The following is a 24,666-nucleotide window of genomic DNA, read 5'->3' on the forward strand; positions in this document are numbered from 1 at the left end:
CGTATTATTTAAATTTGGTAGATGTGGGGCAAATACTTTATTTAGTTAATATCGAAAGAACGTATTGTTTGTTTATGTTGTACAATGATACTAGTTTTATCGTTTAAACAACAAATAAAATCGATGAAATACATTTTTTTAACATATAAATGAGATTTAGTCTTACAAAATATAGTATTTAAAACTATTTTTTACTTATTTAATAAAAAAACCACTCAATTGAGTGGTTCATAAGCTTAACTTTTAATGTTCTATGGAGATAATCTATCTATTTTCCAATTATAATCTTCCTGCAATTGATATCTAATTCGGTCGTGTAATCTATTTGGTCTTCCTTGCCAGAATTCAACTTCTATTGGACGTACCAAAAAACCACCCCAAAAATCAGGTCTTGGAATAGTTTTTCCTTCATATTCTTTTTCAAGTTCTTTTAGTTTGGTGTCTAAATAATCTCGCGAAGGAATAATTTCGCTTTGTGAAGAAACAATAGCGCCAAGCTTACTTCCATCTGGTCTTGAATCAAAATAATTATCGGAAATTATTTCAGATGTCTTTTCGGCAATTCCTTTAATGATTACTTGTCGTTCCATACTATGCCAAAAAAATGATAGACAAATATGGGGATTATTGATAATAGCTTTACCTTTTTCTGAATTATAATTGGTATAAAAAATAAAACCTTCTTCATTAAATTTTTTCAACAGCACTACTCTACTTTTTGGAAATCCGTCCAAACCAAATGTAGCCACTGTCATCGCATTTACTTCTTCAATATCACTATATTCTTCGGTTTCATAAAACCATCTGTGAAATAAATTAATGGGATCTTCTGGAATAGTAGTTTCCAAAAGTTGGCTCTTTTCATAAGATTTTCTATAATCGCTTAAGTCTTCCATTACAATTGTATGTATAATTTTTGATTGTAAATTTAGTAAGAAAGTTTGATTGTAATAATTGAAAAATCAAACACTATTCAAATTCGAAAATTTTCCCATCATCGGCTAAGAGAATATTTGGAAATATTTCTTCAGCTTCATGTTTAAAAAACTCAATACTAGCATAACGTGTACTATAATGTCCTAAAATTAATTGATTTACGTTTGCTCCTTTTGCAATTAAAGCGGCTTGTTTGGCTGTGCTATGCATTGTTTTTTCTGCTTTATCGGATTCAGTTTCTAAAAAAGTAGTTTCGTGGTATAAAACATCTACATTTTGGATAGTCGGAATTATACTTTCATCAAATGCCGTATCACTACAAAATGCATAACTTTTGGGTTGAATTGGATCAAACGTTAATTCTTGATTAGAAACTATAGTTCCATCATCTAATGTTATATGGCTACCGTTTTTAATTTTTTGAAAATAACAAGTTTCTATTTTGTGTTTTTGAACAGCATCCACATTTAATTTTCTGTCACCTACTTTTTCTTGAAATAAAAATCCATTGGTATATATTCTATGTTTTAGAGGAATGGTTTTTACCAATACTTTTTCGTCCTCATAAACAACTACACTTTCTGTTGCGGTCAATTCATGGAAATACAAATTATAACCCGTGAATGAATTGGAAAATCGCAATTGAAGTAATACAATCTCTTTAATTCCTTTTGGTCCATATACATGCAAATCGGTTTGACGATTCAACAACATAAATGTTGAAATTAAACCCACCAATCCATAAAAGTGATCACCATGCAAGTGTGAAATAAAAATATGATTGATTTTTGAAAATTTGAGTTTGTTTTTACGAAGTTGAACTTGTGTTCCTTCACCACAATCTATAAGAAACATACGGTTTCGAATTTCTAATATCTGTGCTGTTGGATTAGTAAGCGTTCGTGGTGTGGCTGCATAGCAACCCAAAATGGTTAATTTCATAGTAGTTTAAAATCCTAAATCTCGCTCTATTTCTTCCATTTCAATAATATCATGTGCTTCTAGAATGGTTGGAACTACTGTAATATTTTGTGGAACCGAATTATAGTTGATGTTGTGCGCTACTAAAACAATTGATTTTTTCTCATTGGTATGCAACTTAATCAATTCAGAAAAAGATTTTACATCTTCCAAACTTAAATTTTCATCATGTGACACATCTAATATTAGATTATCGTTTTTAAAACTATTGTGTTCATGCGTCACTTTCATCAAAAACTCAGCTGTTTGTCCCTTTGTGTCTTTAATAATTGTTGTATGTCCTTTGTGTTCTACTTTCATTTGGTCTGAATTTTTAACGTGTTGCTAATTTACTAAGATTTTGCAATTAATTATCATTTGAATTACTATTTATCTTATCCAATATGTCGTTCATAGAATATTAAGGTATTTCATCGATGAAATGCATGTTTTTTTAACATTTCATAGATTAACTGTACAATAAAAACGCTGAAAACCCTTGAATTCATTGATTTTGTGCTTTAAACGAGTTTTCAGGTTAGTTAACGAAAAAATTTCCAACCGAAGAACTGTTGCAGTAGTTTTGACCAAGAAATAACAACAAAAACAAAGAATTTATGAAAACAACTAATAACACAACAACTCAAAAAAATGTAACAAACGTTAGATTATTTGTTTTATTCGTTTTATTAGTAATTGCAAATACAGGAGTTTTTGGTCAAAACAAAGTAGAAGTTTTAACATTGACTACTTCAACAGAAGTTTCTGCTTCTAAAGATGCTACAAATGTTATTTCAACTGATAACACTATTGCTTCAACATCAATGGATTTTGCAGTATGGTTTACAGGAACAAAAAACACTAAATCTGAAGATAAATCAAATGGAAGTTTTAGTAAAAAACAATTAATAAATTCTGGAGTTAATACAAATAGTGTTTTAATCAGATCAATTTTGAAAAAAATTAGCTATCAAGGAAACGACGTAGCATAATAAAGATAGAGTTTTATAAGTAATTTGGTTAGTTTTGAAATGAAAAATTCCCGATGCCATATCGGGATTTTTTTTATTTAGTATTTTGTTTGAAATAAACTTCGGTAGCGCCTAAACCATATTTTTGATAGTTGGCATCTTGAAAACTAATATTATGATAACGCCCAAGCATAAAGTCGAGTTCCGATTTTAAGATTCCTTCTCCAACACCATGAATAAAAACAATTTTAGGAATTCTGTTTCTGATTGCAAATTCAATATGTCGTTTGGCTGTTTCTGTTTGCAATGTTAAAATATCATAGTTGCTCATTGCTTTATAATTTTTTACTAATTTTTCAATGTGCAAATCAAACTCTGGTGGTGGAATTTCTTTTTTAGATTTTTTAACGACATTGGTGTAATTGGGTTTGGCAACTTCCTTTTCATTAATAACTTGACTTTTATTGAAACTAAAATTCATGTCATTATTTCCAATTTTAATCAATTCATTTCTTTTAAAAGTCAAATTAAAACCATCAACAGTTTCTATGGTTATTTCATTGCCATTAACATTGGTGACAACACCATCAATAGCATCATCCAATACCGAAACTTTATCTCCTTTAATTATCATTGTCTTGTTCTTCTTCAGTTTCTGTATGTTTGCTTGGCGTTTTAGCACTTAATTTCATCATGCCATACATAAATATAACAATAGCAATACTCATGATATATAGATTGGGTTTATCATTTGACTGCTCATATAAGCCAACTGCAATGGCCAAAATCATTAACGGAAGTAGTAATTTTTTCATTCAATAGAATTTCTCTCAAAAATAATAAACTTTAGTATGAAATCGAATAAAAAAAGCACCTTCATTTGAAGATGCTTTTCAATGAAACTTAATTTGTTATTACATCATAGCACTAAAACCTATAACCATTACAATAGCTGCCACAATATAAAGTGCAATTATAATAATAGATGCAATTCCCAAAAATTTATGGTGTGATTTCAAATTACAAAAAGCACTAGTTAATAATTCTGTGTTACCAGAATTGAGTGCTTTTTTTGTATTGTCAGCATACTTAAACAAATAATAAATCGGGAATAAATATAAAATGGCAAATACTAAATAAATTATGGATATAAATCCTTTAATCGCTCCAAAAGGCCCAGGTGTTTCAGGCAACATTGACATGGTAAATGTCATTATTATGGCTAATAATGCTAAAAACCCTATTCCGATAAATCCTAAAATGGCTAAAAACATAGACCATTTAGCACTTTCTCTCAAATAATCTTTAGCTGCTGATTCTAATTGCATTCCGTTGTTTTGTTCTTCCATGGTAAAAAAATTGGTTGGTTATAAATTGGTTACTAAATTACTTTTCAAATTGTTTTAAAGTAGAAATAATGATAGAAATACAATCTAATAGTTGTTCCTCTGTCATTACTAAAGGTGGTGCAAAACGAATAATGTTACCATGTGTAGGTTTTGCCAATAAACCATTTTCTGCCAGTTTCATACAAATATTCCATGCTGTGTCACTGTCTTCTGTATCGTTGATGACAACAGCATTTAAAAGTCCTTTTCCTCTAACCAAAGTAGCTATAGTTGAAGTTTCTATATATTTTCCAATCTCACTTCTAAATATTTTCCCTAATCGTCTGGCATTTTTAGAAAGATTTTCATCATTCACGACATCCAAAGCAGCAATAGCTACTGCTGCTGCAACAGGATTTCCTCCAAAAGTGGAGCCGTGTTGACCCGGTTTAATGACATTCATAATGTGATTATTGGCCAAAACTGCCGAAACAGGATAAGCGCCACCAGAAATGGCTTTTCCTAAAATCAAAATATCTGGTGTTACATAACTGGCTTGCTTTTCACATTTGTTTTCACAAGTACAATTACCACAAACAGCTAGTAATGAACCCGTTCTTGCAATTCCTGTTTGTACTTCATCGGCAATGAACAAAACATTGTTAGCAGCACACAAAGCTTTGGCTTTTGCCAAATAATCCTCACTTGGCATATAAACACCTGCTTCTCCTTGAATAGGTTCTACTAAAAAACCTGCAATGTTTTTGGTAGAAGTAATGACTTTTTCCAAAGCTTCAACATCGTTGTAAGCAATTTTTATAAATCCGGCTGTATAAGGACCAAAGTTTTTACGCGCGTTCTCATCATTTGAAAATGAAATAATAGTAGTGGTTCTTCCGTGAAAATTTCCATCACACACAATAATTTGTGCATCATTCTCTGGAATACCTTTCTTTTCGTAAGCCCATTTTCTACAAAGCTTCAAAGCAGTTTCAACAGCTTCGGCACCAGTATTCATTGGTAATACTTTATCAAAACCAAAATAGTTGGTGATGTATTCTTCGTAAACACCTAATTTATCGTTGTAAAAAGCTCTAGACGTTAGTGTTAATTTTTGAGCTTGATCTATCATAGCGCCAACTATTTTTGGATGACAATGACCTTGATTTACCGCTGAGTAAGCCGAAAGAAAATCATAATACTTTTTTCCCTCTACATCCCAAACATATACTCCTTCTCCTCTATTCAGGACGACTGGCAAAGGATGGTAGTTATGTGCTCCATATTTATCTTCCAATGTAATTGCATCGGCTGAAGTTAATTTTTCTAAAACTGACATTGTAATTGAATTTTAAAGTCTAATCTCGTTATAGACTATTTTTTAAATCGCAATTCCTTCTTAATTGGAGAGAAATCATCCATATTATCGGTAAAAGTATAAAAAGATTAGTATACTTATAAAATTATTGGATTAAACAAATTGTAAATATAAAAGAGTCAATGCTGCTAATGTCATAATTATTAAAGTTGCAAAGCCCAATATATTTGAAAGTCGGCTATTGGTTAAATTACCCATAACCGATTTGTTATTGGAAATATGCAAAATTATTGCAATTAAAACGGGTGCAGTAATTCCATACAGAATAGCGGTATATATCAATGCTTTTATTGGTGAAATTCCAATATAATTTAATGACAAACCCAGTATTAAAGATATTGTCATTACTAAATAAAAAGCTTTTGCTTCATGAAACTTTTTATCCAGACCTTGCTCCCATCCAAAAGTTTCTGTAATAATATAGGATAAAGAACCACATAAAACAGGAATTGCCAAAAGTCCTGTGCCAATAACTCCAATTGCAAAAAGCAAATACGCAAAATTTCCTGCTAATGGTTTCAAAGCTGCTGCGGCTTGTTCAACAGTATCTATTTGGTGAATTCCACCTTTATATAACACCGTTCCTGTGGTGAGAATTATAAAAAACATTACCAAACCAGAGAACGACATTCCAAAATCAACATCTTGCTGCATTTCTGTGATAATTTTTTTATTTACTATCAAGTGCTTTTTCTTATGAGCCATTTCTTCCACTTCCATAGATGCTTGCCAAAAGAAAAGATAAGGAGAAATGGTCGTTCCTAAAATCCCTACTAAGACAGCAACAAATTCCTTATTGAATTGTATAGTAGGTATAAATGTATTTTTGGCAATATCAAGCCAATCCTGTTTGTATAAAAATGGAACAATTAGATAAACCAACAAGACAATACATAGGTATTTGAGTGTAGCTGCAATTTTGTGATAGGGTAAATAGATTATCAAACCTAGTAGTAAAAGGGTAAAAATGACACTAAAATACATGGCTTCAATTTTTGGAAAAAGTAGATTCCCTACAGCTCCCATTCCTGCAATATCTGCTCCAATGTTCATAACAATGGCCGGAAAACTAAAAACCAACATTAAATATAAAACAGGTTTTGGATAATTAGTTTTAAGTGCACCTGTCAATCCTTGTGAAGTAACTAAGCCAATTTTGGCGCACATTTGTTGAATAGCTGCCATCAAAGGGAAAGCGATTATAGCTGTCCAAAGTGTTGAAAGACCAAAAGCCGCACCAGCTTGAGAATAAGTTGCAATTCCAGAAGGATCATCGTCACTTGCTCCTGTAATCAAACCTGGCCCAAGAATCTTCCAAAATCGTTTCAATTTATTCATTGTACATATTTATAGTAACAATCTACAACTATTATTTCTGATTTTAGTTCTTTTCGTTAAACATTTCCAATAATTTATTAACGGTATTCCAGTTTCTAGTAGTGGACATCACATTCATATTTTTCTCTATCCACTTGTTGTCTAATCGAGTTTTGGCCGGAGAAATATCATATTTCAAATAAATGCGTTTCCCATCCAATTGTATTTCATCGGGTTTGATAAAATTTAAATTGAGTTGTGTAATCATATTTTCTGGTAATTCCGCCGATATAAAAGACACGTATAGTTTCTTCAAATCAACACCTTCGTCATTCAGAAAACCATTTCTATCTAAACAAGCTTGTAAATCTTCCTTGCCAATGATAATAACCGGCACATCGTGACCAAAAACCTTAAATATTTCTTGTTTAATAATAAACCCAACTTTAGCCGGATTTTCCTCCTCAGTGTCCACAAACACATTCCCCGATTGAATATACGTCACCACATTTGTAAAGCCAATACCTTCAAGTGTTTTTTTCAAAGCCACCATATTTATCATCTTGTGTCCCGAGACATTGATACCGCGAAGAAGGGCTAAGTGAGTGTGCATTTTTTTAAATTTTTATAAAATTATATTTTTTCCTTTAATTAGCTATCAGATTTTAAGCAATAGTTTATTTTTGCCTCATGGGAAGAAAACAAACAAACAAAGTCATTTTTGAAAATATAACCGTTTTAGATGCTGGTGCCAAAGGCGTATCTGTTGCTAAAGCTCCTGAAGGTCAAGTCATATTTATCCCCAATGTAGTTCCTGGCGATATGGTAGATGTTCAAACACTTAAAAAAAGAAAGTCTTACTACGAAGGCAAAGCCATTAAGTTTCATGAATATTCTAAAGATAGAACCGACCCTGTTTGCCAGCATTTTGGTGCTTGTGGTGGTTGCAAATGGCAAAACATGAACTATGACAAACAACTTTTCTATAAAAATCAGGAGGTTTTTAATAATTTGAAACGTATTGGTAAAATTGATTTACCAACCTTTGAACCCATATTGGGTTCGGCTAAACAGTTTTTTTATAGAAACAAAATGGAGTTTGGTTTTTCAGACACGCGATGGTTATCGGATAAAGAAATCCAATCCGAAGATACTACCTTGAGCAAAAAACCAGCATTAGGTTTCCATATTCCTAGAATGTGGGACAAGATATTGGATATTGAGAAATGCCACTTGCAAGAAGATCCATCAAACGCCATTAGAAACGAAATAAAACATTTTGCCACAGAAAACTGCATGACTTTCTTCAATGCCCGAAATCATGAAGGTTTATTGCGAACACTGATGATTAGAACCGCTTCGACTGGTGAGATTATGGTGTTAATCCAATTTTTTAAAGAAGACAAAACACAACGCGAATTGTTGTTAAATCATATTTATTCTACTTTTCCTCAAATCACGTCGCTGCAATATGTAATTAATGGAAAAGCCAATGATACTTTGTATGACCAAGATATTAAACTCTTCAAAGGAAGAGATTATATTTTGGAAGAAATGGAAGGATTGCATTTTAGTATTAACGCTAAATCATTCTATCAAACCAATTCCGATCAATCCTATGAATTGTACAAAATTACACGCGAGTTTGCCGGATTAACAGGTAACGAACTGGTGTATGATTTATATACTGGAACAGGAACTATTGCCCAATTTGTATCGAAACAAGCCAAAAAAGTTATCGGTGTAGAAGCAGTTCCCGAAGCAATTTTTGATGCCAATGAAAATGCCAAACGAAACAATATTACCAACTGTGAATTCTATGTAGGCGATATGAAAAACGTTTTTAATGACGATTTTATTGCACAACACGGTCAACCTGATGTGATAATCACTGATCCACCAAGAGATGGAATGCATAAGGATGTTGTAGAACAAATTATTAAAATTGCTCCTCAAAAAGTAGTATATGTGAGTTGTAATAGCGCTACACAAGCCAGAGATTTAGCTTTGATGGACTACAACTACAAAGTAACTCGAGTGCGACCTGTAGATATGTTTCCACAAACGCATCATGTAGAAAATGTTGTACTTTTGGAAAAAAGGTAGTATCAAGAATTAAGTACAAAGACTTATGAAAAAAATTATATTGTTGTTATTCATTGCCATAACACTTTCGAGTTGTGAGAAAGATGATATATGTGCTGATGAAACAACGCCTCAATTGGTTATGGAGTTTTATGATGTTACCAATCCTACGGTTAAAAAAAATGTAAACAATTTAAAAGTTACTGGTTACAATTCAGATAATACATTAATGGTAACACCATTGGCTACTTTTAATGGAGTAAGTGTAATTAAATTACCTTTGAGAATTACTGAAGATACAACTTCCTACAGTTTAATTTTAAACAGTGCAATTACTACAAATATCAATGAAGACAAAATTCAATTTGATTATACACGTCAAAACGTATATGTATCAAGAGCTTGTGGTTATAAAACTATTTTTACTTTGAATTCTCCAAATGGAGTAACTCGAACAGACTCTAACACCACAGACGGTTTTTGGATGCAATTTATAAACATACAAACAACAAACATCGACACAGAAAATGAAGTACATATCAAAGTTTTCTTTTAGCATATACTTGGTATTACTTTCATTTATGAGTAATGCACAAGAAAAAAGTACTGTAAAAAAAGATACTATTCCGGCAAAAACTGAGCGCTATGGTTTGCGCTTAGGTGTTGACTTGTTCAAACTAACTCGCATGTTGTATGAGAAAGACTATCGTGGTATTGAACTCGTGGGCGATTATCGTTTGACACGCAGACACTTTTTAGCGGCAGAAATAGGAAATGAAGAAAAAACCGTTGATGATGATCAATTAAACTTCACTACAAGCGGTACTTATCTCAAAGCAGGTTTTGATTACAATACTTATGAAAACTGGCTCAATATGGAAAATATCATTTCCATTGGACTTCGTTATGGTGTGAGTAGTTTTAGCCAAACGTTGAATAATTACCAAATTTACAATACAAATCCTTATTTTGGAGAAGCACCTATAATTACCTCTGGTGAAAAATTTGATGGCCTATCGGCACAATGGATAGAAGTAATTGCTGGAACCAAAGTCAAAGTATTCAATAATGTATTTGTAGGTTTTAATTTTTCGCTAAAATATCTAGTTACTCAAAAAGTTCCTGATAATTTCGACAATCTATACATTCCGGGTTTTAACCGAACTTATGATGGTAATTTTGGTGTAGGCTTCAACTATACTGTATCCTATTTTATTCCGTTATATAAGTCAACGGTAAAAGCAAATGCGAAATCAGATAAAAAAGCAAAAAAGAAATAATTAGTAATTCTTCTAGAACTGTTTTATTCCCTTAATAAACATCCATTTCATAAAAATCTTATCACCGTCACGAGTAGTAACGGCTTGAAATTTTGGTGCTAAAATAGTGCTTACTATAAATGCCGTTAACGGTAACCAAATTCCATACAATCCTGAATATTCTCCCAAAAGTATCCGAACCAATATAAAGATAAATGCAAAAGAAATAAGGTTATAAAGTAACGCTTTTGTTTTGTTTGACATAGCTATATAATTAAGGTGAATAGATTTTATAGTGCAAAACTACACTTTAAAACTTATAATAGATAGTATAAAAATCTTAAAACTCATGCTAAAAGGTGCATTTCATCGAAAAAACACCCAAAAAATGTTAATTAAAATTTATTTACAATAAACAATTATTAATTTTGAAGTACCCAAGTTTACTAATAAATTAACACTCTATCGTATGGATAATGAATATGATTATAAAACAATTCTTGAAAATGAGGAGTCAGACACAGCTTTCGTTGTACTGAAAAAAATATCTCAAAAAAATGGTAAAGCGAAACTATTTAAGTTTCCTGTTGAAAATATTGATACTGTAATAAGTTTGCTATACAATACAAAAGAGTCATTAACGGTATCCACAGATATAGAAACGCCAATTCTTGATACCATGGTGAGTTTGTTTCTTTCTGGTATTTCGTTAGAAGATTTATCCACACAATACAATTATTCCAAAAAAAGAATTAGATTAAATTTAGAGAAAAAAGGGTTAATTCTCTTTGATAGTTAAGGGTTTTCTTGTTTTTAATTCATAATAGATTAGGTTAAAGTGGAAAGCACTCCTTTGTTGGGGTGCTTTTTTTATTTTAAGAAAACTTTAAAAATTGAAGTAGTTGTTTATTTTAAAAATAGATTATTTTTGAATTTTTGAAAACTATAAAAAAATTAAATTGTTTATGAAAAAAACACTCATTGCTTTAGTTTTTTGTTTCTACTCACTTTATGCTACAGCCCAATCCGGTTATGAAATCACCATTAATTTAAAAAATTGTAATGATAGTTTAGCCTATCTCACTTTCTACCGTTTTGATAAAACATTAATTAAAGATACATGTACCACCATAAAAAACGGAAAAATAGTTTTTAAAGGCAAAGAAAAACTTGAAAAAGGAATTTATTCATTAGTAAGTCAACAAAAAACAATACTCTTCGATTTTTTTATTGATGATGATACTCAAAAACTTGAGTTATCTTCTGAAATAGGAATGAATATCACCAAAGAACTGACTGCATCAAACTCCAAAAGAGAAAACGATTTTTTTTCATATCTCAATTATATAGCCCAACAAAACAAGGAGTTTTTGGATTTAAAACAAAAAACACTACTGAAAAATAAAAAAGATACGCTGGCACTTGCTGAAAAACAAAATGAATTCGAAAGACGTATAATGGATTATGAAGAAGATTTCATTATCAGAAACAAAGGTTCACTCATTGCCGATGTGTTGAATTTGAAAACTGAAAAGATTTTGAAAAACGTGCCAAAAGCTTCCAATGGAAGACCAGATAGTTTGATGGTTTACAAATATTACAAAACACATTATTGGGACAATGTCGATTTTAAAGATGATGCCATCATGCGAAATCCTTTCTTTTCGAATAAGTTAAACAAGTATTTTGACAAAGTAGTAGTTACTCATCCCGATTCAGTAAGTGTTGAGATAGACAGAATATTGGCCAAAACGGTAACAGGAAGTTTACTCTACAAATTGATGTTGGCGAATTTTACTTATACCTATGAAACCTCTAAAATTATGGGATTTGACAAAGTATTTGTTCATGTTGTTGATACCTATTTCAAAACAGGAAAAGCCAATGGTATTTATGATGATGAAGAAGTGGTTCAAAAGATAATTAAACGAGCAGATAAAATTAGACCACTGCTCATTGGTGCTGTTGCGCAGGATTTGATGATGATAAAAGCAGATGACTTTAGTAAAATGAAAGCCATGGGTTTTGAAAACGCAAAGAATAGTGAAGAAATGACCAAAGTATTTTATGCCAATGTGAATGAGGTTAATAAAATGTGGGTAAAACTCAGCGATGTCAAAGCCGACTATACTATTCTCGTTTTTTGGGATGTAGATTGTGGTCATTGCCAAAAAGAAATTCCCAAACTATTAGATGCTTACAATGAATTGCTAAAAGAGAAAAAAAATGTAAAAGTCTACAGTGTTTATATGCAACATGAAGGTGAAAAATATCTAAAATATATAGCTGATAATAAACTACCTTGGATAAACGTTTATGATGGTGCACATTATAACAATGCCATTGAAAAATATGACGTCTACTCTACTCCTGTGATTTATATCTTGGATAAAAACAAAGTCATCAAAGCCAAAAGAATTGACGCTGATAAAGTCACAACCATTATCAAAGCTATTGAATTAGAAAACAAAAAGTAATTTACTCTTCTGTAGTAGTTTGGAATTTTGTTCGTTTACTACCTTCATACATTTCGTATTTTACTAATCGTGCTTCCAAACTTCCGTTAAAGAGTTTAATCTTACGTGATGGTCGAAGTCCAACAAACTTGAGTGCTTCTATGTTACCGGTAATGAACCAAGCATTGGTATTAGGATAATTATTTTTTAAAGTATCGCCAAGTTCTCGGTAAAAACGTTCTAACTCAATGTCTAAACGTTCGCCATAAGGAGGATTAAAAACCATGTGCAAAGGTCCAACTGTTTCTTTTTTAGTATCAAAGAAATTCGCTTGTGAGATAGTTATATATTCGTCAAGATTGGCATTTCTAATATTGTCTTTGGCTTTTTGAACCGCACTCGGTGCTTTGTCGTAACCCACAATGGTATGATGAAACTCTTTGGTTCGCTTCATTAAAGCATCTATAATTTGGTCAAACAAATCATTATCCCAATCGTTCCATTTTTCAAAAGCAAATTCTTTGCGGTTAATATTGGCTGGAATATTACATGCAATCATTGCAGCTTCTGCCAAAATTGTTCCCGAACCACACATTGGATCCAAGAAATCTGAACTTCCATCCCAACCTGAAAGCAATAGCATTCCTGCCGCTAACACTTCGTTTATTGGAGCAATATTGGTAGCCGTTCTGTAACCTCGATGATGCAGAGAAGCACCAGAAGTATCAAGTGCTAACGAAACTTGGTCTCTATCAATGTGAATATTAATTCTTAAATCAGGAAAATCTTTATCAACACTTGGCCGTTGTCCCGTTTTATCTCTAAACTGATCAACGATAGCATCTTTTGCTTTTTGGGAAACAAACTGCGAATGCTTAAAATTATCCGAGTGAATGGTAGTATCAATCACAAAAGTCTGATTGGCATTCATATACTTACTCCAATCAATGCCTTGAATGCCTTTGTATAAATTCTGGTCATTCGTTGCACGAAAATAATAAATTGGTTTTAGGATTTTCAGCGCTGTACGCAAAGACAAATTAGCTTTATACATAAATCCTTTATCACCTTTGAAACTCACAGCACGCGTGCCTATTTCAACTTCTTGTGCGCCTAATTGTTGTAACTCTTTACCTAATATTTCTTCAAAACCAAAAAAGGTCTTGGCTACCATTTTAAAATTCTCCATAATTCACATTTTGTCACCCTGAACGAAGTCGAAGGGTCAATATAAAAATTCCAAATCCCAAATAAATCCCAAATAAATTTCAAATCATAAATTTCAAATTTCAAACTTGGACATTCTTCGGCAAAAATACACTAATTTTGCGGGTGATGAATTCATTAGAATAGATTAAATGTCAAAAATCTCAAATCAACAATCTCAAATCAGCAATCAACAATCAACTTGGTATGCCTCTTGGTTTGATACACCGTATTACCACATTTTATATAAAGACAGAAACTACCGCGAAGCTCAAATCTTCATGGACAATCTTACCCATTATTTAAACTTACCCGAAAAAGCCAAAGTCCTTGATTTAGCTTGTGGCAAAGGCCGTCATTCGATATACTTGAACCAATTAGGTTACGATGTAATTGGTGCCGATTTATCAGAAAACAGCATAGCCGAAGCCAATAAAAACGCGAATGAAACACTACACTTTGTAGTTCATGACAAACGTGAACCTTTTGAAGAAAAATTTGATGCCATTTTTAATTTGTTTACCAGTTTTGGTTACTTCGAAAATGAAGAAGACAACTTAAAAACGCTAATAGCTATTAAAGAAAGTCTCTCGGAATATGGTTTTGCAGTAATTGATTTTATGAATGTTTATACAGTTCTTGAAAATCTAATTCCAGAGGAAAACAAAGAAGTTGATGGAATTACTTTTCACATCAAACGGTATCTTTTAAACGGTTTTATTTCCAAAGAAATTGATTTTGAAGCAGACGGAAAAAAATATCATTTTACAGAAAAAGTTAGAGCGTATACGTTAGAAGATTTTCAACAAATGATGACCGAAGTTGGCATTTACTTATTGGATACTTTTGGAGATTATAAACTAAAAAAATTCCACAAGAATAGCAGTGAACGATTGATAATGATTTTTAAATAAATGAATTACATACTTCCTTTACTATCAGTTATTTTGGGTTATGCAATTGCATTGTTTATTAAGCCAAAAAAGAAAAACAATCTCAAACTATTATTAGCGTTTAGTGGTTCGTTTTTACTATCGTTAACAGTGATGCATTTGTTGCCAGATGTATATGAAAGTCATGATGATTCCGTTGGGATTTTTATCATGATTGGGATTTTATTCCAAATCATATTAGAGTTTTTCTCCAAAGGCGCAGAACACGGTCACGTTCATGGTCATGATAAAATGACACAAATGCCGTGGTTGTTATTTATCAGTTTGTGTATTCATGCTTTTTTAGAAGGATTTCCTGTGGGACATCACCACGATTTGGCTTACGGAATTGCTATTCACCACTTGCCTATTGCAATTATTCTAACCACTTTTTTCCTGAATGCTGAGTTGAACAAAACGGCGCTGTTCCTATTCATGCTTTCTTTTGCTATAATGACACCATTGGGAACATTCGTTTCTGATTATTTTCCAGTATTAAATCAATATTACACACAAATTACCGCTATAGTTATTGGAATTTTATTTCATATTTCCTCCACTATTATCTTTGAAAGTAGTGAAGGTCACAAGTTCAACATTGCTAAGATTTCGATGATTATTTTAGGGATTTTGTTGGCTTGGTTTGTTTAGTATTCAATAATTTAATTAACTTTGTTTAAAAAGCATTAAAAATGGAAAAGTCTGTTTTAGAACGTATTACTATTCTTCCTGATGTTTGCAATGGTAAGCCGACAATTCGTGGTTTAAGAATTACCGTGGAAACTATTCTACAGTTTCTTTCTGCTGGTGACTCCGCGGAAACAATAATTGATGCTTATCCTTTTTTAGAAAAAGAAGACATTCAAGCTGCTGTTGCTTTTGCTTTAAAAAATTTATCATTACAACGAAATGATACTCAATTAGCTAGTTAATATGAGTTCGTTTTTAGTTGATGTAAATCTACCAAAGAACTTTAGTTTTTTCAATCATGAAAACTTTGTTTTTGTTGCCGATGTTAATTTAAGAATGTCTGACACTGAAATTTGGAACTATGCCATCGAAAATAACTTAATAATTTTAACGAAAGATGTTGATTTTTATTCAAAATTTCTTTTGGCAGATACATTCCCTAAAATAATTTATTTCAAAATTGGAAATTGCTCGATAAAACAACTTCATTCCTACTTTAATTCCAATTGGATAATTATTGAAAAAGAAATTCAAAATTGCAAATTTATAATAGCTAAAGAAGATCACATTGAAAGTATTTATTAAAATAATTTTACTTCAATACACGTTTTTTTTTTAATCTTAATTGAATATAAAAATTTAATTCAAATGAAAACGTAAAAAGGTGAAAAATACAAATTAAAATAATTATAAAATTCCCTTTTAATCATAGAATTGCAACTTTCAAAAAACAATAAAACACAGTAACTTTAGCAACTCAACAAAAACAATTTTTAAAACAACAATTTATGGGATTTTTTTCTGCATTAATGGGAAACGCTGGAGCTGTTTCACAAGAGACATTGCTAAAAGAGTATAGAAAATTACTTATTGAAGGCGAAGAAATCGAATTAGGTTTCAAGCTTATACGTGATACATTCATTTTTACAACTAAACGATTAATCCTTATTGAAAAACAAGGAATTACAGGAAGTAAAGTGGAATACAAATCAATTATATACAAAAGTATATCCAGATTTAGTGTGGAAACCGCGGGAACATTTGACCTTGAAGCTGAATTGAAAATATGGGTTTCAAGTGAAACCAATCCAAGTATTGTAAAGCAATTTAACAAATCCGTTAATGTATATGATGTACAAAATGTTTTGGCGCATCACGTTTTAAAATAGCATTATGAACTTCACAAAAACCACCGAACAATCTTCTCACTACGAACATTTAGAAAAAATGTCGGTTCATGACTTGTTGGCTAACATCAATAACGAAGACAAAAAAGTTCCGTTAGCGGTAGAAAAAGCTTTACCACAAATTGAAATTTTGGTTACCAAAGTCGTAGATAAAATGAAACTTGGCGGAAGACTTTTTTACATTGGCGCAGGAACTTCTGGAAGACTTGGTATTGTTGATGCTTCGGAATGTCCTCCAACCTTTGGTGTTCCATTTGATTTAGTAAACGGCATCATTGCTGGAGGTGACAAAGCCATTCGTCGTGCGGTTGAAAATGCAGAAGATAACCCAACACAAGCTTGGATTGATTTGCAAAATGAAAATATTACTGAGATCGATGTTGTCATTGGTATAGCTGCTTCGGGAACAACACCTTATGTTATTGGCGGTTTAGAAAAATGTCACGAGAATAATATTATTACTGGTTGTATAACTTGTAATGAAGGAAGTCCATTAGCGTTGACAGCGCAATTTCCAGTGGTGGTTGTAGTTGGTCCAGAGTTCGTAACTGGAAGTTCGAGAATGAAAGCTGGAACTGCACAAAAACTAGTGTTAAACATGATTTCAACGGCAACCATGATACAACTCGGCAAAGTAAAAGGAAACAAAATGGTTGATATGCAATTGAGTAATGATAAACTTGTGGATCGCGGTGTGAAAATGATTATGAGTGAAATTCCTGTAAGCTATGAAAATGCTTCTGTTTTATTGAAAAAATACGGTAGTGTTAGAAAAGCAGTAGAGAATTATAATAAATAAAAACCAATGAATATGAAAAAAATCATTATACTAGTTTTCCTTATATCTTCTTTATTGACCTTTTCCCAACAAATAACTTATACCAAAGGGAAATTCTATGTTAAAGGTGAGCAAATTTCTACGAGAGAAACCCAAAAATTATTAGCTACAAACGTAAAATCAGCTACACTTTTCAAACAAGCCAAATCAAAAGAAAGTTTGGGTGGATTTCTGTTAGGTTTCGGAATAGGTTTGACAGTTGGTGATTTAGCTATTGGATTATTTTCTGATAAAGATTATCCTTCAGCATTAACTTATGTTGGTGTAAGTTCAATTGCAGTTTCAATTCCTATTTTATCGGGAAGAAAGAAGAAAATTGAGGAAGCTATTGACATTTACAACAAGGAAAATCCAAACAATACTTTGGGCTTTCATAATAAATATTCAGTCAATGCTATTACAAACCAAAACGGTTTAGGTTTTCAAATCAATTTTTAAGATGTCCGCAAAAAAAGAACTTCTCAACAAAGGAATAAAATTTATGCTCTATGCATTACCGTTGATGTTTATTGGTCCGAGTGTGATTTATAATGCATTTATCAATAAAAAAAATGTGTGGCACTATTTGGTATTGACTATTGGTATTTTCCTTTGTTTGTCGGCTGTTTATTTTTTGTTCAAAGGAATAAAAACATTGACAGATGCACTTTTTGATAATGAAAAATAATTTCTATTTCAAGTTATAAATATGAAAAAAATATCCTTACTTCTATTCGCATTACTCCTAATTTCTTGTTCTGAAAAAGAACGAAATTGTAAAGATTTCAAAACGGGAACGTTTATATTTACCCAAGAAATTAATGGTAAAAAACAAACCTCTACTTTTACAAGAACCGAAGATTTACAAATAGAAACCTATAATGGCAAAACCGATACGGCTTCTGTGAGATGGGTTAACGATTGCGAGTTTGTTTTACAAAAATTACATCCCAAAACCATGAATGAAAGAAAAGCAATAAGCATGACTATTTTGGCAACTGACAAGAATAGTTATACTTTTGAATACTCATTTGTAGGCGATGCCAAAAAACAACGTGGTGTTGTAACAAAACAAGAATAATAACGTTTAACAGCTAAACAATATCTCACAATGATGGAAATTTTATTTACGCCGAATGCGCTTATAGCATTACTTACACTAACCTTTTTAGAAATTATTCTAGGAATTGACAACATTGTATTCCTTTCAATTGTTTCTGGAAAATTAAAAATAGAAGATCAGCCAAAAGCTAGAAGAATTGGATTATTACTAGCCATGTTGTTTAGAATAATTTTATTATTTGGTATTACTTGGGTTTTAAGTTTGCAAGACACATTGTTCTCTATTGACTGGGGATTTTTTGAAGCTCATGTAACAGGACAAAGTTTGATTATTTTTGGTGGAGGTTTATTTCTATTGTATAAATCGGTTTCCGAAATTCACCACAAACTAGAAGGCGAAGAAGAAGGAACTACAGGAAAAGCAAGTAATACCATATCACAAGCTATTATTCAAATTGCTTTGCTGAATATTGTTTTTTCATTTGATAGTATTCTTACTGCAGTAGGAATGGTAAGCATGAAAGAACCAAGTGCTGGTGGTTTTGGCTATGAAGGTGCATTACTCATTATGATTTTATCAGTAGTAATTTCCATAGTAATCATGATGATTTTTGCTGGACCAGTTTCTAAATTTGTAAATGAACATCCAACTATACAAATACTTGGACTATCCTTTTTAATATTAATTGGGGTAATGCTATTAGCTGAAGGTTCGCATTTAGCACATTTCCGATTTGGTAATGATGTTGAAGTAACAAGTATTCCAAAAGGATATTTATACTTTTCTATCTTCTTCTCGTTGTTTGTTGAGTTCTTAAATTTAAGAATGAAGAAATCTAGAAATGCGGTTAAATTACACAACAATAAAATTGTAGATGAAAAATTAAAAGATAACAATCTTACAAATTAAAATAATAAATTCCGTCTCGTTTTTTTGAACGAGACGGAATTTATATTTAAGACAAACCCGAAATCTTTCCGTTATTATCAATATCAATTCTTTCTGCATTTGGAACTGACGGTAATCCTGGCATACGCATCACATCGCCTAAAAGGGGAATAATAAATCCTGCACCACTTGCTATTTCAAACTCTCTAACGGTAATCGTAAAATTAGTTGGCCTACCAATTAATTTCTCATTATCCGAAAAACTGGCTGGCGTTTTTGCCATACAAATTGAAAAATCATTAAATCCTAAATCGTTAATCATTTTTAACTGAGTTCTAGATTTTGTTGAGAATTCTACTCCATCAGCTCCATATATTTCAGTAGCAATCGTTTTTATTTTATGTTCAATACTATCGCTAGCTTTGTATAGTGGTTTATAATGATTTTCACCATTATTGATTTCATCTACTACTTTTTGTGCCAATGCAACGGAACCTTTTCCACCATCAACAAAGGATGTATTTAGTATGGCATTTACCCCTTTTGTCAAACACAGTTCTTTTAGTTTATCGTATTCATCATTTGAATCGTCGGGAAATGAATTGATGCAAACCACAGGATTGATACCAAATTTTTGAATATTTTCTATGTGTTTTTCTAAATTGCAAAAACCTTTTTCAACAGCCAAAACATTAGGTGTTTTTAATTCATTTTCACTCAAACCTGAATGATGTTTTATGGCTCTTATTGTTGCAACAATAACAACTGCATCAGGTTTTAGTCCTGACTGTCCGCACTTTATATGAAAAAACTTTTCTGCACCTAAATCAGCGCCAAAACCAGCTTCGGTAACCACATAATCACCAAGCGATAATCCCATTTTGGTGGCAATAACCGAGTTTGTCCCTTGTGCAATACTAGCAAATGGACCACCGTGAAGAATGGCAGGGTTTCCTTCTAATGTCTGAACTAAATTGGGTTTCAAAGCATCCTTTAAAAGTACTGCCATTGCTCCTACTACTTTTAAATCTCTAGCAAAAATTGCTTTTCCTTCCAATGTTTTTCCAACAAAAATATTTCCTAAACGATTTTTTAAATCTTCTAAATCTTTGGAAAGACATAAAATAGCCATCACTTCGGAAGCTGGTGTAATATTAAAACCATCTTCTCGCATGGTTCCATTTGCTTTTCCACCAACTCCAATAATAATTTGACGTAATGACCTGTCATTCATATCCATAACACGTTTCCACGCTATAGATTTTGGATCTAAATTCAGTGAAGCTTTAGGATTTTGAAGGTTGTTATCAATTACAGCAGCTAGTAAATTATTTGCTTTTTCGATTGCTGAAAAATCTCCTGTAAAATGCAAATTAATATCCTCCATTGGAATTACTTGAGCATAACCACCACCAGCTGCACCACCTTTTAAACCAAAAACGGGTCCAAGTGAAGGTTCGCGCAAGACAGCAATGGCTTTTTCCCCAATCGTATTTAATCCATCGGTTAAACCAATAGTCATAGTAGTCTTTCCTTCGCCATATTTTGTAGGTGACATAGCTGTAACCAGAATTAGTTTCCCTTGAGGATTTTCCTTTTGAAGATACAATGGAAGCTTAGATTTATATTTTCCATAGTATTCCAAATCATCAGCAGCAATATTAATTTTATTTGCAATTTCTTTTATGTGTATCAAAGTTGCATCTTGAGCAATTTCGATATCTGTTGGAAAATTTTTCATTTAATTTTATTATTCTAATGCCAATGTTATTTGTCCATCATCATCCGTTTCTGTTTGAATGTCATCAGAAATATTGGTTTCTTGAGAAACTTCCATTTCTTCTGGTTGTACTTCTTCTGGCTCTTCAAAAGGTAATGGTTCTAGTAAATTAACTTGTTTCAATTTATCGGCTGTGAGTTGGTTACCCAATGCTTTGATTCCTTTAACGGCAATAAATTGTTCCAAATCTATCGTTTGATTCTCTTTTTGAACACCTTTTACCTTAGCAAAAACAATTTCTGCCATTGGTCGCCAATCAGTAGAAACAATTTCTAATTGTGACTTTTCATGTTCGGTGATGAATACTTCTTCTTTGTTCTCATTTTCTACCAAGAAACGTTTGATGAAATAACGTTCTTTTTCACCATCAAAATAAATTGCTGAAATCGGTTTTTTTGGATTCCATTTTTCCATCACCACAATATCTTCATCAAAATGTGTGGTTAATTCAGGAATAATGGTTTTCAATTTTCCCGATTGGTTAATAAGTAGCAATCTATCATTTGGTCTAAATTCACCCAATAATTCTCCTCTTCCATCCACATTCAATCGTTGAACGGTATCATCAAACCAAACTTTTCTTGGGCGTAAGGTTGAAATTCCCTTTTCTTTTAACTCAATTTTCTTGATTGGATATTTCGTAACGGTATTTCCTCTCGAAGCTCTTCCTTTGATAGCTATATCGGTAAAATCTAAATCCCATTTCAGTTTTTTAACACTTCCTACTTGACGTAACAGAATAGTAACAACCTCAGCTTCTCCATTTGGATTAGCAGAAAAATACAAGACTTGTGAGCCTGGTTTTTCTTGTGTTAAATCGTAAAATTTATCACGAGTAACTCCCGAAACATTAAATCGCTTGATAAAAGTTGAACCGTTTTTACCATCACGATAAATCATATTGTAAATCGTTCGCTTATCGTTCTTATCAAAAACAGCAATATGAATAATATCTTTGCCAACAAACTTCTTGTCATCCACTTTGGATATCATAATTTTTCCATCTCGCAGAAAAACAATAATGTCATCAATATCAGAACAATCGGCAACGTATTCGTCTTTTTTCAAACCTGTTCCAAAGAAACCTTCTTCTCTATTGACATACAATTTAGTATTGCGCAACGCTACTTTTGTGGCTTCAATATTATCGAAGCTTTTAAGTTCAGTTTGGCGTTCGCGTCCTTTGCCATATTTGTCTTTTAACTTTTGGAAAAAGTCAATTGTGTAGTCAATAATATGATCTAAATGATATTTCACTTGCTCCATTTCGGCTTCCAACTTGGCAATGGCATCATCTGCTTTATCCGAGTCGAATCGCGTGATACGTATCATTGGGATTTGGGTCAGTTTTTGTAAATCATCATCATTAATTTCTCGAACAAACGATTTAGAAAACGGTTTGAAACGGTCATACATATAAACATTCAAAGATTCTCTATCCGAATACAATTTGAAATCGATATACATTTCTTCACGAATGAAGATTTTTTCCAAGGTAGAAAAATGCCATTTGTTTTCAAGTTCGTCCAATTGGATTTCCAACTCGCGTTTCAATAAATCAACCGTTCTGTGAGTTGAAATTTTCAACATTTCGGTAACTCCAATAAACAACGGTTTGTGATTTTCTATGACACAACCCAATGGCGCAACCGATGTTTCACAAGCCGTGAAAGCATACAAAGCATCAATAGTTTTATCTGGAGAAACACCTGGCGGAAGATGAATTAAAATTTCAACTTCGGCAGCGGTATTGTCTTCAATTTTTTTAACTTTTATTTTTCCTTTTTCGTTGGCTTTCAATATACTATCAATTAGAGTTGAAGTGTTAGTTGAGAAAGGGATTTGGGTAATTACTAGCGTTTGTTTGTCCAATTGTCCGATTTTGGCACGTACACGAACTCGTCCTCCACGCATTCCATCATTGTAATTTGACACATCGGCAATTCCGGCAGTTGGAAAATCTGGAAAGATTGTAAATGATTTTCCTTTTAATACTTTAATCGAACAATCAATTAATTCATTGAAATTATGTGGTAGTATTTTAGTCGATAAACCTACTGCAATACCTTCTGCACCTTGTGCTAAAAGCAATGGAAATTTAACGGGAAGATTTATGGGTTCGGCACGACGACCATCATACGACATTCCCCATTCTGTAATTTTTGGCGAAAACAATACATCATGACCAAACTTAGAAATTCGCGCTTCAATATAACGTGAAGCCGCAGCACTATCGCCTGTGAGGATATTTCCCCAGTTTCCTTGCATGTCGATGATTAAATCCTTCTGACCGATTTGAACCATCGCATCACCAATACTCGCATCACCATGTGGATGATACTGCATAGTATGACCAACGATATTTGCTACTTTATTATAACGACCATCATCCAACTCTTTCATCGAATGCATAATTCGGCGCTGCACTGGTTTGAAACCATCTTCAATAGCTGGAACCGCACGTTCAAGAATTACATAGGAAGCGTAATCCAAAAACCAATCTTTGTACATTCCTGTAACTTTGGTAATTGTGTCTTCAGGGTTTTCGTCATTTTCATAGAAATGATTACCAGAAGATTTGATGTCTTCAAAACCTTCTTCTATGGGATCATCATTTGTAGAATCGTTTAACTCGTCGTTAGTTTCGTCTTCATTGATGTTATCTTCTTCTTCGTCTTTCATTTATGCTGATTTATTTAAGTATTCTCTTTTTCATAAAATACTTTTCCAACTCTATTAATATGTTCGATTAATTCTTTTGATTTCAAATTATTAAAAATCGAGATATCAAATTTATATGGAATATAGCTATCGTCTAGTTTTTGCCAAAACTTGTTGTAATCTTCATCTGTTATATTTCCAAGAATAGTAATATCAACATCCGAACCTTCCTTGTGAGTTCCTTTTGCCCTAGAACCATAAATTATTACTTTTTCAATAGAATTTAATTCCTTTAGAATATTTATTATCTCATTGAAACTATCAGGATATAAACCAAACATTATAGTAGACTTTTCATTTTATTTTCGAAATCTATAAAAACTGGCAAGTACCTAGTTAATATTGTTTCTAAAATTATTTTTATTTCTTCATGATCATAAATATGTGAGGTTACATTTCTGCTTTTTATTGTTTCTAGCCAAATATCACCATTTGCAATTAATCCAACATTAAAAGCTTCTCTAACAGCATTTTTACTTCCATATAAATCTGTTTTTCCTTGTTCTTCAAGAAAATCTTTCATTACTTTCCAAGATAGTTCTTGAGAAACTTCAAAAGCTTGAATTACTCCTTGTAATTCTAACTCTGAAAAATCTCTTTGTGATTTTATATCGTTTGCATTTTTTAGTTGCTTAAGTGCATTACTGTAATGCTCAAACCTTTGTTTCCATCGTATATCTTGATTTTCCATA

31 protein-coding genes are annotated in these 24,666 nt (G+C 32.1%); 16 read left to right on the forward strand and 15 right to left on the reverse strand.

Features of this window, described 5'->3' with window-relative positions:
- Positions 1-251: 251 nt before the first annotated feature.
- The 3 genes from pdxH to ACSVH2_RS06670 all read right to left on the reverse strand — a co-directional run bounded on the left by pdxH (position 252) and on the right by ACSVH2_RS06670 (position 2,217).
- Positions 252-896: a pyridoxamine 5'-phosphate oxidase gene (gene pdxH / locus ACSVH2_RS06660; protein WP_438092383.1), complete on the reverse strand. Its 645-nt coding sequence runs from the start codon at positions 894-896 to the stop codon at positions 252-254.
- A 73-nt stretch (positions 897-969) separates the two neighbouring features.
- The gene (locus ACSVH2_RS06665) at positions 970-1,878 is read right to left on the reverse strand and encodes a ribonuclease Z (protein ID WP_438092384.1); all 909 of its coding nucleotides are present in this window, start codon (positions 1,876-1,878) and stop codon (positions 970-972) included.
- 6 nt (positions 1,879-1,884) lie between these two features.
- Positions 1,885-2,217 carry a ribonuclease Z gene (locus ACSVH2_RS06670; protein ID WP_438092385.1) on the reverse strand — a complete coding sequence of 111 codons (333 nt, stop codon included), beginning with the start codon at positions 2,215-2,217 and terminating at the stop codon, positions 1,885-1,887.
- Positions 2,218-2,513: 296 nt separating this feature from the next.
- Between ACSVH2_RS06670 and ACSVH2_RS06675 the strand changes: the two genes are divergently transcribed.
- The gene (locus ACSVH2_RS06675; protein ID WP_438092386.1) at positions 2,514-2,888 is read left to right on the forward strand and encodes a hypothetical protein; all 375 of its coding nucleotides are present in this window, start codon (positions 2,514-2,516) and stop codon (positions 2,886-2,888) included.
- Between the two features lie 73 nt (positions 2,889-2,961).
- On the opposite strand, the gene ACSVH2_RS06680 is transcribed toward ACSVH2_RS06675, so the two are convergent.
- The 6 genes from ACSVH2_RS06680 to ACSVH2_RS06705 all read right to left on the reverse strand — a co-directional run bounded on the left by ACSVH2_RS06680 (position 2,962) and on the right by ACSVH2_RS06705 (position 7,503).
- Positions 2,962-3,501 carry a Smr/MutS family protein gene (locus ACSVH2_RS06680; protein ID WP_438092387.1) on the reverse strand — a complete coding sequence of 180 codons (540 nt, stop codon included), beginning with the start codon at positions 3,499-3,501 and terminating at the stop codon, positions 2,962-2,964.
- A complete protein-coding gene (locus tag ACSVH2_RS06685) occupies positions 3,491-3,682 on the reverse strand; it encodes a hypothetical protein (protein WP_438092388.1) in 192 nt (63 codons plus the stop codon). Before ACSVH2_RS06685 ends, ACSVH2_RS06680 begins: the two co-directional genes overlap by 11 nt.
- A 99-nt stretch (positions 3,683-3,781) precedes the next feature.
- The gene (locus tag ACSVH2_RS06690) at positions 3,782-4,216 is read right to left on the reverse strand and encodes a DUF5362 family protein (protein WP_438092389.1); all 435 of its coding nucleotides are present in this window, start codon (positions 4,214-4,216) and stop codon (positions 3,782-3,784) included.
- A gap of 37 nt (positions 4,217-4,253) precedes the next feature.
- Positions 4,254-5,534 (reverse strand): ornithine--oxo-acid transaminase, encoded by a 1,281-nt coding sequence (gene rocD / locus ACSVH2_RS06695; RefSeq protein WP_438092390.1) that lies wholly within the window; start codon positions 5,532-5,534, stop codon positions 4,254-4,256.
- 132 nt (positions 5,535-5,666) lie between these two features.
- Positions 5,667-6,911, reverse strand: coding sequence for an NRAMP family divalent metal transporter (locus ACSVH2_RS06700; RefSeq protein ID WP_438092391.1), 1,245 nt, complete (start codon positions 6,909-6,911; stop codon positions 5,667-5,669).
- Positions 6,912-6,954: 43 nt separating this feature from the next.
- The gene (locus ACSVH2_RS06705) at positions 6,955-7,503 is read right to left on the reverse strand and encodes a DUF1697 domain-containing protein (protein WP_438092392.1); all 549 of its coding nucleotides are present in this window, start codon (positions 7,501-7,503) and stop codon (positions 6,955-6,957) included.
- 77 nt (positions 7,504-7,580) lie between these two features.
- Between ACSVH2_RS06705 and rlmD the strand changes: the two genes are divergently transcribed.
- Genes rlmD through ACSVH2_RS06720 form a run of 3 tightly spaced genes read left to right on the forward strand, consistent with a single transcriptional unit; the run spans position 7,581 to position 10,255 of the window.
- Positions 7,581-8,996 (forward strand): 23S rRNA (uracil(1939)-C(5))-methyltransferase RlmD, encoded by a 1,416-nt coding sequence (rlmD, locus tag ACSVH2_RS06710; RefSeq protein ID WP_438092393.1) that lies wholly within the window; start codon positions 7,581-7,583, stop codon positions 8,994-8,996.
- 25 nt (positions 8,997-9,021) lie between these two features.
- Positions 9,022-9,531: a DUF6452 family protein gene (locus ACSVH2_RS06715; RefSeq protein WP_438092394.1), complete on the forward strand. Its 510-nt coding sequence runs from the start codon at positions 9,022-9,024 to the stop codon at positions 9,529-9,531.
- On the forward strand, positions 9,503-10,255 hold the full coding sequence (locus ACSVH2_RS06720; RefSeq protein WP_438092395.1) for a DUF6048 family protein: 753 nt from the start codon (positions 9,503-9,505) through the stop codon (positions 10,253-10,255). The genes ACSVH2_RS06715 and ACSVH2_RS06720 overlap by 29 nt, the downstream gene beginning before the upstream one ends.
- Before the next feature lie 12 nt (positions 10,256-10,267).
- Here ACSVH2_RS06720 and ACSVH2_RS06725 read toward each other — a convergent pair whose 3' ends face one another.
- Positions 10,268-10,498, reverse strand: coding sequence for a hypothetical protein (locus tag ACSVH2_RS06725; RefSeq protein WP_438092396.1), 231 nt, complete (start codon positions 10,496-10,498; stop codon positions 10,268-10,270).
- Positions 10,499-10,703: 205 nt separating this feature from the next.
- On the opposite strand from ACSVH2_RS06725, the gene ACSVH2_RS06730 reads away from it, so the two are divergent.
- Together ACSVH2_RS06730 and ACSVH2_RS06735 are read left to right on the forward strand one after the other, a co-directional pair.
- Positions 10,704-11,033 (forward strand): hypothetical protein, encoded by a 330-nt coding sequence (locus ACSVH2_RS06730; protein WP_438092397.1) that lies wholly within the window; start codon positions 10,704-10,706, stop codon positions 11,031-11,033.
- A 166-nt stretch (positions 11,034-11,199) separates the two neighbouring features.
- Positions 11,200-12,711 (forward strand): thioredoxin-like domain-containing protein, encoded by a 1,512-nt coding sequence (locus tag ACSVH2_RS06735; protein WP_438092398.1) that lies wholly within the window; start codon positions 11,200-11,202, stop codon positions 12,709-12,711.
- A gap of 1 nt (position 12,712) precedes the next feature.
- Here the strand turns inward: ACSVH2_RS06735 and ACSVH2_RS06740 are convergent, their stop codons facing one another.
- Positions 12,713-13,879 carry a THUMP domain-containing class I SAM-dependent RNA methyltransferase gene (locus ACSVH2_RS06740; RefSeq protein ID WP_438092399.1) on the reverse strand — a complete coding sequence of 389 codons (1,167 nt, stop codon included), beginning with the start codon at positions 13,877-13,879 and terminating at the stop codon, positions 12,713-12,715.
- A gap of 169 nt (positions 13,880-14,048) precedes the next feature.
- Here ACSVH2_RS06740 and ACSVH2_RS06745 point away from each other — a divergent pair, with 169 nt between their 5' ends.
- The 10 genes from ACSVH2_RS06745 to ACSVH2_RS06790 all read left to right on the forward strand — a co-directional run bounded on the left by ACSVH2_RS06745 (position 14,049) and on the right by ACSVH2_RS06790 (position 19,494).
- Positions 14,049-14,810, forward strand: a complete 762-nt coding sequence (locus tag ACSVH2_RS06745; RefSeq protein ID WP_438092400.1) for a class I SAM-dependent methyltransferase — start codon at positions 14,049-14,051, stop codon at positions 14,808-14,810.
- A complete protein-coding gene (locus ACSVH2_RS06750; protein WP_438092401.1) occupies positions 14,811-15,479 on the forward strand; it encodes a ZIP family metal transporter in 669 nt (222 codons plus the stop codon).
- A 41-nt stretch (positions 15,480-15,520) separates the two neighbouring features.
- Positions 15,521-15,760, forward strand: coding sequence for a DUF433 domain-containing protein (locus ACSVH2_RS06755; RefSeq protein ID WP_438092402.1), 240 nt, complete (start codon positions 15,521-15,523; stop codon positions 15,758-15,760).
- 1 nt (position 15,761) lies between these two features.
- Positions 15,762-16,103 (forward strand): DUF5615 family PIN-like protein, encoded by a 342-nt coding sequence (locus tag ACSVH2_RS06760; protein ID WP_438092403.1) that lies wholly within the window; start codon positions 15,762-15,764, stop codon positions 16,101-16,103.
- Between the two features lie 203 nt (positions 16,104-16,306).
- Positions 16,307-16,687: a PH domain-containing protein gene (locus tag ACSVH2_RS06765; RefSeq protein WP_438092404.1), complete on the forward strand. Its 381-nt coding sequence runs from the start codon at positions 16,307-16,309 to the stop codon at positions 16,685-16,687.
- Positions 16,688-16,691: 4 nt separating this feature from the next.
- Positions 16,692-17,504, forward strand: a complete 813-nt coding sequence (gene murQ, locus ACSVH2_RS06770) for an N-acetylmuramic acid 6-phosphate etherase (protein ID WP_438092405.1) — start codon at positions 16,692-16,694, stop codon at positions 17,502-17,504.
- A gap of 12 nt (positions 17,505-17,516) precedes the next feature.
- Entirely contained in the window at positions 17,517-17,981 is a 465-nt protein-coding gene (locus ACSVH2_RS06775; RefSeq protein ID WP_438092406.1) for a hypothetical protein, read from the forward strand.
- A gap of 1 nt (position 17,982) precedes the next feature.
- On the forward strand, positions 17,983-18,210 hold the full coding sequence (locus ACSVH2_RS06780) for a DUF6095 family protein (RefSeq protein ID WP_438092407.1): 228 nt from the start codon (positions 17,983-17,985) through the stop codon (positions 18,208-18,210).
- A gap of 21 nt (positions 18,211-18,231) precedes the next feature.
- Positions 18,232-18,603 carry a DNA topoisomerase IV gene (locus ACSVH2_RS06785; protein ID WP_438092408.1) on the forward strand — a complete coding sequence of 124 codons (372 nt, stop codon included), beginning with the start codon at positions 18,232-18,234 and terminating at the stop codon, positions 18,601-18,603.
- Between the two features lie 33 nt (positions 18,604-18,636).
- Positions 18,637-19,494, forward strand: coding sequence for a TerC family protein (locus ACSVH2_RS06790; protein ID WP_438092586.1), 858 nt, complete (start codon positions 18,637-18,639; stop codon positions 19,492-19,494).
- A 46-nt stretch (positions 19,495-19,540) separates the two neighbouring features.
- Here the strand turns inward: ACSVH2_RS06790 and ACSVH2_RS06795 are convergent, their stop codons facing one another.
- Genes ACSVH2_RS06795 through ACSVH2_RS06810 form a run of 4 tightly spaced genes read right to left on the reverse strand, consistent with a single transcriptional unit; the run spans position 19,541 to position 24,665 of the window.
- Entirely contained in the window at positions 19,541-21,214 is a 1,674-nt protein-coding gene (locus ACSVH2_RS06795) for a formate--tetrahydrofolate ligase (protein WP_438092409.1), read from the reverse strand.
- 9 nt (positions 21,215-21,223) lie between these two features.
- The gene (locus ACSVH2_RS06800) at positions 21,224-23,935 is read right to left on the reverse strand and encodes a DNA gyrase/topoisomerase IV subunit A (protein WP_438092410.1); all 2,712 of its coding nucleotides are present in this window, start codon (positions 23,933-23,935) and stop codon (positions 21,224-21,226) included.
- Positions 23,936-23,949: 14 nt separating this feature from the next.
- Positions 23,950-24,255 carry a nucleotidyltransferase domain-containing protein gene (locus ACSVH2_RS06805; RefSeq protein ID WP_438092411.1) on the reverse strand — a complete coding sequence of 102 codons (306 nt, stop codon included), beginning with the start codon at positions 24,253-24,255 and terminating at the stop codon, positions 23,950-23,952.
- Complete coding sequence (locus ACSVH2_RS06810) at positions 24,255-24,665, reverse strand: nucleotidyltransferase substrate binding protein (protein ID WP_438092412.1); 411 nt, start codon at positions 24,663-24,665, stop codon at positions 24,255-24,257. The genes ACSVH2_RS06805 and ACSVH2_RS06810 overlap by 1 nt, the downstream gene beginning before the upstream one ends.
- Between the last annotated feature and the right edge of the window lies 1 nt (position 24,666).

Origin of the sequence: Flavobacterium sp. RSB2_4_14, from assembly GCF_051547085.1 — a bacterium.
Taxonomy (GTDB): domain Bacteria; phylum Bacteroidota; class Bacteroidia; order Flavobacteriales; family Flavobacteriaceae; genus Flavobacterium.